This is a genomic window from Streptomyces sp. WZ.A104 (assembly GCF_002382885.1).
Taxonomy (GTDB): Bacteria; Actinomycetota; Actinomycetes; order Streptomycetales; family Streptomycetaceae; genus Streptomyces.
Map to the genome: position 1 here is coordinate 1 of NZ_NWVL01000139.1, position 7462 is coordinate 7462.

A 7462-nucleotide genomic window follows, 5' to 3' on the forward strand; every position below is an offset into this window, starting at 1 on the left:
CACTGGATGCACATCCTGACCGAGATCAAGAACCGCACAGTGAACGACGTCCTCATGCTGGTCCGCGACGGGCTCAAGGGCCTGCCCGAGGCAGCCGAGGCCGTCTGGCCCCGCACCACCGTCCAGACCTGCGTGGTCCACCTGCTGCAAAACTCCTGCCGCTATGCCGCTATGCCGCCCGCCAGGACTGGGACAAGATTGCCAAGCTCCTCAAGCCCGTCTATACCGCGGCGACCGAGGAAGCCGCACTCGAGCGGTTCGCGGAGTTCGCCGACGCGTGGGGCAAGAAGTACCCGGCGATCGTCCAGCTCTGGGAGAATGCCTGGGAGGAGTTCACTCCGTTCCTCCGGTTCGACACCGAGATCCGCCGCATCGTCTGGACGACGAACCCCATCGAGTCGGTGAACGCCCGGATCCGGCGGGCAGTCAAGGCTCGCGGGCACTTCCCGAACGAGCAGGCCGCCTTGAAGTGCGTCTACATGCCGATCATGTCGCTGGACCCGACCGGCAGGGGCCAGGCCCGCTGGACCATGCGCTGGAAGACCGCCCTGAACGCCTTCGACATCACTTTCGACGGCCGCCTCTCCGCAGCACGCCAGTAACCCTCAACCACCCCAGATACACCGCTCGACTGACAGACCCGTCCTCTGCGCGCCAAGGATGCGGAACATACGGGCCGGGCTGGTCCGCCTGACAGTTCCGCGGAGTCATCTTTGGCTCTCATGTCGCTCCGGTTGAGCGCTGGGGCCTACTGGCCGAAGACACCATCCGGCGGGGCACCGGAACGACCACGGCCCCGAGCTAGGGGAGACCGATTCCCGGCCACTCCCGAAGGGTGCGAGCACAAGTGCCGGGCGCATACGCACTTCACGACCGGCGAGGGAGCAGCCCCGTTCAGGTGGTTGCTGTGCGACTAGACGCACTGGCGGGTTGGCTTGATTCGTGTGGGTACCATCGTCGCTACACACGCCCCCCACGTTGAGAGCCGAGGACTTACATGTCTGGAAACCTCCCCGTTCAGAGTGTCACGGCAGACTATGCGCAGCGGGTCGCTGATGACCTGGCGGCGAACCGCAGCGAGCAGGAGCGCGTGCGAAGCGAGCTGGCGCGGTTGCAGGATGAGCTGGTCCGTCTGGAGGACAGCGAGCAGGTCCTGACGAAGATGCAGGAAGTGCTCGGCGGTACGCCCAAGCAGGCAGCGAAGCAGCGCAAGAGCAGCAAGGGGGCCGCGGTTCCCGCGGCGCGGGGCTCCAACCGTAAGACAGCAGCAGGGAAGGCGGCTGCCGCCGCCGGTCGCAAGGTGTCCAAGAAGACTGCTTCGCCCAAAAAGGCGGTGGAGCCGACATGGCTGGAACTGACCACCGCTTACCTGGGAGGACAGAGCGAGCCCCGGTCCGCGGCTGAAGTAGCGGCCTCACTCACTGAGGCGCACCCTGAGCGCGCGGTCCAGGTGGCGGTGGTGCGTAACTCTCTGGAACAGGGGGTCGCCCAGGGGCTGCTGGAGCGTTCCAAGCAGGGACGTTCGGTCTTCTACAGCCCCACCGCCCCTGCCTCAGCCCTGTCCGGTTCCTAGCCAGTGCCGGTTGCTTCAGACGGGTAGTCGGCAAGCCCGTTCATGCATCGAGAAGCCCTGACCGACTGCGTGTGGCTGCCAGCCCGCAGGATGATGTCCAGGACTTCTCAGGGCTTCCTGCGGGCCGAGGCGGGAGGTAACGCCAGCCGCGCCCAGACGGCTTTGCCGGTGGCGCCGGAGGGTTTCCACCCCCACCCCTCACTGAGTGCCTCGACGATGGGCAGTCCGCGGTGGTCCTCGGCCAGGGGAGCGGGCGGTGTGAGACGTGGTCTGCGCCTGCTGGGGTCGTACACCACGCAGAGCAGGCTGTGCGGGCGCCGGGTCAGGGCCAGCCACACGACGGGAGGGCTGCCGTCGGGCAGGGGGGTGCGGCGTTTGCCGTGGCGTACCGCGTTGGCGACGAGTTCGGATGCGATCTGCACGGCGTCCTCGCGCACGGGGTTCAGGTTCCAGCGGCGGATGACGTCGGAGGTGAACTTCCGTGCGTCTCTCAGGCACAGGGTGTTCGTGCTGATGCGGTGGGCGGCGAAGGGGGGTGCCGCGAGAGCGAGACGGGGCGCGGTCCCGGCGTGGCAGCGGGTACTGGGGTGCTGGCGCTGATGTGTTCGGTTTTCCATGAACGGTTTCCCCGTAAGTGAGCGTGTCGGCGGCTCACTGCATCTTGTCCCGCTACCTGACGCGCTAATGCTCGTTCCTGGAAGGACGGCTGAAATTTCAGCGGCTCAGGTCGCACGAATGTTCCCGCCGATGGGTGTGGGCGGCTGTGTCCGAGGGGCCGACAGGAGGGCAGATCTTCAATGACAGTGCAGGTCAACGGTGTGAGTGCTGAGACGATCAAAGGGGCGGTCTGGCGGAAGAGCGTGCGGAGCAACGCGGCCGGAAACTGTGTGGAAGTCGCCCGACTGGAGGGGGGAGAAATTGCCGTGCGTAACTCCCGCTACCCGGCAGGGCCCGCATTGGTCTACACCCCGGCCGAGATGGAATCGTTTCTCCTCGGCGTGAAGGACGGCGAGTTCGACTTCGCCCTGTAGCGTTTCGTGTTGCTTTGGCCAGCGCATGCCTCTTCTTTGTCAGGCTGACATACTGGCGCCCCGAACAAGGGGCCCAGGGGAGGCATTCGGAATGACTGGCCAGCACGGGGACAACCGCTCCATACGCGGCTTCGCACCCCGGCCCCACCTCGGTGCGGCAGCCCACCGCAGAGCCCTCGGCGAGCACCTGCGACGCTGCCGCACCGGCATCGGCATGACCGGGAAGACGGCGGCCCGCCACATCGGAACATCCGGCCCCACAGTGAGCCGACTGGAAAAGGGCGAACGCACCGAGAACACCGCCCAGCACGCCACCGCCCTGCTGCGCCTGTGCGGAGTCACCGACCACCAGGAACTCTCCCACGCACAGTTGATTGCGGTTCAGGGCGAGCAGCCGGACGCCTGGGAGGCGTACGGCAACTCCATCGCCCGCTGGGTGCAGCCGCTGCTCGCTCTCGAACCGGCCGCCCAGCGGATCATGGCCTACGAACCACAGCTCGTCCCCGGCTGGCTGCAGACCACCGAATACGCCCAACTCGTCATCCGTGCGGGCTTCCCCGACCTGCCGCAGGCTGAAGTCGAAGCCCGCGCACGGGCCCGGGTCAACCGTCTGACCATGTTCCACCGGGACCAGGACCCGCCGGCCATGGTCGCGATCATGGATGAAGACGTGCTGCGCCGCCCGGTGGGCAGCCCCGGCGTACTGTACCGGCAGATCCAGCACCTGATTCAGTTCCTCAAGAGCGACCTGCGGCACCGGATCAGCCTGCACATCGCTCCGCTGTCGATGGGGATGACCGGCGCGGTGGGGCATCCGATCGTGCATCTGCGGTTCGCCGACGCCCTGCTGTCCGACTTCGTCTATCTCGAGCAGAGCGAGGGCGCCCGCTGCGTCGAGGGCGAGGGAGAGGCGGAACGCTACCGGTCGCGTATCACCATGCTGTCCGGGATGGCCAACCCTGCAGCCCTCACCCTGACCCAGCTGGAGGACCGGCTCGACGAGCTGGACACCGGCCGCCAATGACGTCGCCGGGGCCGGTTCAGGGAACCATGCCGGCCCCGCCGAACTCCTCCCACTCAAAGCTCTGCTGGGGCGGAGCGACAGGCACCTCGGCAGGGCGCCACCGGGAGACCTCTACAAGGCCCGGCTCGACAACCGGCAGGCCGTTGTCCTCGAAGTAGCGCTCGACGTCAGCCCGGGTGCGCACCCGGCCCCAGTGACCCCGGGTCTCGCGGTTCATGAACGCAGACACCTCGTCACGGACCTGCTCGCTCTCGCTGACCAGCTGACAGATGACCATGACACTGCCACTGGCCAGCCGGCTCCGGACCCTGCGGATGAGGTCAACAGGCCGGTCCGCGTCCGGAATGCAGTGCAGAACCGAAACGAACAGCGCAGCGACCGGCTCCCGGAAGTCGATCAGCCGCCGCACCGGCTCACTGTCGAAGATCTCCTGGGTGTCGCGCATGTCCGCCTGCAGGACCGCGGTCCGGTCATTGGTTTCCAGAAGTGCCCCGCCCACACTGCGCACGATCGGGTCGCTGTCCACGTACACGACCCGGGAGGCAGCGTCGACGCGCTGCGCGATCTGGTGAACGTTGTCCTGCGTCGGCAGGCCCGATCCGTGGTCGATAAACTGACGGATGCCGTACTCCTGGGCAAGAGTTCGTACGACCCGCTGAAGAAAGGCCCGGTTGTTCAGGGCGAGGTCCTTCATGCTCGGGACCTGTTGTAAGAGGTGGTCGCATGCCGCACGGTCGGCGGCGAAATTATCCTTGCCGTCCAGGAGATGGTCGTACATCCGCGCGACGCTCGGAGTCCTGACGTCTACACCGTACGGAAGCTGATCATCGGCCGTCATCGCGTCCCCGGGGAAGAATTCGTGGCGTGGCCGGATCGGCCCCGCACCGGAAGAGAGACAGCGTAGTGAAATTTCAGAATGCGCACGAGACCACGATCGGCTGAAAAGCAGCCGCACCATGCTCCCCTTCAGGCGGCGTCGCAGGGCTGCTGGGCCCCGCAGCAGGCATCCGTCGGGCGGTCGGCCAAGTGCAGCGCGACGAGGAACTCCCCACGCGTCAGCCCCATGAGGTCGGAAGCCTGGCCGATGTCCATCCTGAGATGGTCCCGCAGCACGTGGGCGTCGCTGCCGCATATCCGGTCCCCTGGACAGGGGACCGGTGCTCCTTCCGCGTCATCCACGCAGGCGGCCAGCAGGCGCCAGGCCATCGCAGCGGGGTGGGAACAGCCCAGCGTGGCAGACCAGCGGACCGCGAGCGCGGTGAGGGAGTCCTCCACCACCCGCTCCGCCAGCTCGTGCGTGCCCAGCCTCGCCGTGGCATAGGCGACATAGCCCGCCCTGTACATGTCGCGGAAGGCACGGAACGCGATCACTGCAGTGCGGTCACCACCGGCCTCGTACACAGAGGGAGAGGTCGATGCGACTGCTGGCCGTTTAGGTGTCATCATCCTGGACCGTTCCCGCGCTCAGCCGGTCGTCTCGCTGACCAGATCACTGACACAGGGGTCATCCGTCATCAGGAAGCTGTAGTGGATCGCCTCCCATAGCGGCTTGAAATCCGCGGCCTGCCCACCCAGCGCAGTGACCAACGCCCCCACAACCTCCCACTCCGGAACCGCGTCCCCTCGCAGAACCTGCGCAATGACCTGCACCGGCACCCTGCCGTGACTGCGCCGGTGAATCTCCTCAGCGGTGGGCCGTGCAGCAGCCAGGTGCAGCCCCCGCAACGCAGCCTTCAACGAAGCGATGCACTCCGTAACCGTCTGCCGAGGAGGCTGCTCGACCCCGTGGGCCGCCTCGCACAACAGCCTGAACTCCCCGGGCTCGTGGCCCAGGATGCTGCACAGATGACACACCAGATCCCATGAAGGGGTCCGTTCCCCCGACAAGATCCTGGAGATGAAGGAAGGGGAGAGCATCGTGCGATCAGCGATCACACGAATACTCAAGCCGCTCTTCCGCTGCAAGTAAGACAGCGCTGCCGCCAGCCGCTGACGCGCGGTGACCGCCATCGGCCTCAACGGCTCCTGCCCCTCGCCCTGCTGGAGCGGGAACACAGCAGACCGAGGAGAGGGAAGCGGCGCGGCTCTCTGAGCGACAGCACGATGGTCCAACAGTCGACGCACCCGGTCCGGACTCCACTTGTTCCGGGCCGTCTCAGCAGTGACATTCACCGCTTTGGCAATGTCCTCCCACCTAGCACCCCGAGCACGATCCGCACCGACCTCGGCCGCCAGAAAGAAGTCGACCTCCTGCTGGACAGCCCGGGCACGCTGCACCAGTTCCCCCAGGCCCTCACCCGCGTACGCCGCCTCCAGCAGAAGGCCAGCCAGTCGGTGAGCCTCAGCAGCGATCTCATGCCCAGGAGACCTCACGCCCTGACTGACGGCCGGCCTCTCCCGATCCCGCAGCCTCTGCGCCTGACGCCGATGCCCCTCGTCACAATAGGAACGGCGCCTCCCCGGGCCGCTGGCGGCAGGAAGCAGCGCCCCACAGAAGCCACAGACGCGACTCGCAGCATCCTTCGTCACCGCATCCTCCTTCGCGCTGAAAGCCGCCACCGGCATCCCTGGTGAAGACTGCCGTCGGACTCAATTACTCCCCTTCCTGAGGGGCACCTTTCGCTGCGCCGACCGAGACTCCTGCTCAACTGCAACCAGGGCCGACACATCCAGGCCGTGCGGCCTTCAGTCGGCGCGAGCCCACAGCCAGGAGAGCCGCGAATCACGGCACGCCCAGGCGATCACTCCGGACCCTCCCAGCGCATACGCCGCCGCCCAGGCCTCCTCGGCTGGGCCGAAAAGAAGAGCCGACAGGGCCAAGACCCCTCCGAGATTCAGCGTGACAACGCAGGCACGGAGCCGCGCGAAACCCACCCCACCGCCGCTACCGTTAGCACCACCCCGAGACGCCACGGCGCCACGGAACGCATATCGAGAAGGCATGAGATTCCTCCAAGGGAACTCGTAACTGAACGAATGCGGTAGGGGGCTTGGTTCCTAGGTTTGCGGCCGGGCCCAGGCCCCCTCCTGACCGCGACACTAGCCCGGTCGAAGCCTCAAGCGCCACGCACTCATGCCGTAATCCGATATATCTGCCCGCCCTCAAGCTGAGAAACGCTCACCGATTCGATTCTGGCACTCCGTTGCCAAGTGAGCTGCCAATAGGGGCCCTTTGATGCACGGATTACTGCAGAATCTGTCTTGAGTTGATCGGGACTGATCGGGGGCGGGAAACCTGCAGCAAGAACGGGTTCTCTGGAATTTCAGTTCGACGCCAGCCTTCAGCCAGCAGAGCACGAGGCTGACCGACAGGCCGCGTCCGGTGACCTCGTCGACGCCGATCACCCCGAGCTGTCAACCCCCGCCCGCACATCGGAATATCCGGATGCGGAAGCGTTCCTGCGGTGAACCCTCTACCCCGTGCGAGTGAGCACAGGGGTGCTCAGCACCGCCAAGGCCGGGTGTGGCCGGTAGAACGCGGTGGTGATCAAGAACTTCGTGCGCGGTCTCGGCGTACTGTCCCTTGCCCTAGGCGGTGTCTTCAAATGATCTTGCTTGATGGATCACGGTCTGGTGATACGTCGCCATGAACTGTCGGATGCCGAGTGGGAGTTTGTCCGGCCGCTGCTGCCCAAGTCGGTGCGGGGAAGGAAGCGGTCGGACGACCGCACGGTGCTTTAACGGGATCGTGTGGAAGTTCCGCACCGGGACCGCGTGGCGTGACGTGCCCGAGCGGTACGGTCCCTGGGCCACACTGCACACCCGGTTCCGCCGGTGGGCCCTGGACGGCACGTTCGAACGGATGCTCCGGGCCGCCCAAGCCAGAGCGGACGC

At 66.3% G+C, this 7462-nt stretch carries 8 protein-coding genes and 1 pseudogene; 5 read left to right on the plus strand and 4 right to left on the minus strand.

Annotated elements, in window-relative coordinates; all coding sequences use genetic code 11:
• Both CIB93_RS36305 and CIB93_RS36310 read left to right on the plus strand, forming a co-directional pair.
• Window positions 1-602: pseudogene (locus tag CIB93_RS36305) on the plus strand (transposase); the annotation flags it as partial.
• A gap of 395 nt (window positions 603-997) precedes the next feature.
• On the plus strand, window positions 998-1573 hold the full coding sequence (locus CIB93_RS36310) for a hypothetical protein (protein WP_096633046.1): 576 nt from the start codon (window positions 998-1000) through the stop codon (window positions 1571-1573).
• A 107-nt stretch (window positions 1574-1680) separates the two neighbouring features.
• Here CIB93_RS36310 and CIB93_RS36315 read toward each other — a convergent pair whose 3' ends face one another.
• Window positions 1681-2190 carry an ATP-binding protein gene (locus tag CIB93_RS36315; RefSeq protein WP_096633047.1) on the minus strand — a complete coding sequence of 170 codons (510 nt, stop codon included), beginning with the start codon at window positions 2188-2190 and terminating at the stop codon, window positions 1681-1683.
• Between the two features lie 180 nt (window positions 2191-2370).
• Between CIB93_RS36315 and CIB93_RS36320 the strand changes: the two genes are divergently transcribed.
• Both CIB93_RS36320 and CIB93_RS36325 read left to right on the plus strand, forming a co-directional pair.
• Window positions 2371-2604 carry a DUF397 domain-containing protein gene (locus CIB93_RS36320; RefSeq protein ID WP_096633048.1) on the plus strand — a complete coding sequence of 78 codons (234 nt, stop codon included), beginning with the start codon at window positions 2371-2373 and terminating at the stop codon, window positions 2602-2604.
• 91 nt (window positions 2605-2695) lie between these two features.
• The gene (locus tag CIB93_RS36325; protein ID WP_096633049.1) at window positions 2696-3628 is read left to right on the plus strand and encodes a helix-turn-helix transcriptional regulator; all 933 of its coding nucleotides are present in this window, start codon (window positions 2696-2698) and stop codon (window positions 3626-3628) included.
• Window positions 3629-3644: 16 nt separating this feature from the next.
• Here the strand turns inward: CIB93_RS36325 and CIB93_RS36330 are convergent, their stop codons facing one another.
• The 3 genes from CIB93_RS36330 to CIB93_RS39365 all read right to left on the minus strand — a co-directional run bounded on the left by CIB93_RS36330 (window position 3645) and on the right by CIB93_RS39365 (window position 5638).
• Window positions 3645-4466: an SAM-dependent methyltransferase gene (locus CIB93_RS36330; protein ID WP_096633050.1), complete on the minus strand. Its 822-nt coding sequence runs from the start codon at window positions 4464-4466 to the stop codon at window positions 3645-3647.
• A gap of 128 nt (window positions 4467-4594) precedes the next feature.
• Entirely contained in the window at window positions 4595-4999 is a 405-nt protein-coding gene (locus tag CIB93_RS38345) for a hypothetical protein (protein WP_179500370.1), read from the minus strand.
• Between the two features lie 93 nt (window positions 5000-5092).
• Complete coding sequence (locus tag CIB93_RS39365) at window positions 5093-5638, minus strand: helix-turn-helix domain-containing protein (RefSeq protein WP_257002522.1); 546 nt, start codon at window positions 5636-5638, stop codon at window positions 5093-5095.
• A gap of 1588 nt (window positions 5639-7226) precedes the next feature.
• Between CIB93_RS39365 and CIB93_RS39715 the strand changes: the two genes are divergently transcribed.
• The coding region (locus CIB93_RS39715) for a transposase (protein WP_373558841.1) at window positions 7227-7462 on the plus strand (236 nt) is incomplete at its 3' end.

What these genes read in the sequence shown, in the direction of transcription:
- CIB93_RS36325 (WP_096633049.1), top strand. Translation starts at nt 2,696, where the DNA reads ATGACTGGCCAGCACGGGGACAACCGCTCCATACGCGGCTTCGCACCC.
- CIB93_RS36320 (WP_096633048.1), top strand. Translation starts at nt 2,371, where the DNA reads ATGACAGTGCAGGTCAACGGTGTGAGTGCTGAGACGATCAAAGGGGCG.
- CIB93_RS36330 (WP_096633050.1), bottom strand. Translation starts at nt 4,466, where the DNA reads ATGACGGCCGATGATCAGCTTCCGTACGGTGTAGACGTCAGGACTCCG.
- CIB93_RS39365 (WP_257002522.1), bottom strand. Translation starts at nt 5,638, where the DNA reads ATGGCGGTCACCGCGCGTCAGCGGCTGGCGGCAGCGCTGTCTTACTTG.
- CIB93_RS36315 (WP_096633047.1), bottom strand. Translation starts at nt 2,190, where the DNA reads ATGGAAAACCGAACACATCAGCGCCAGCACCCCAGTACCCGCTGCCAC.
- CIB93_RS36310 (WP_096633046.1), top strand. Translation starts at nt 998, where the DNA reads ATGTCTGGAAACCTCCCCGTTCAGAGTGTCACGGCAGACTATGCGCAG.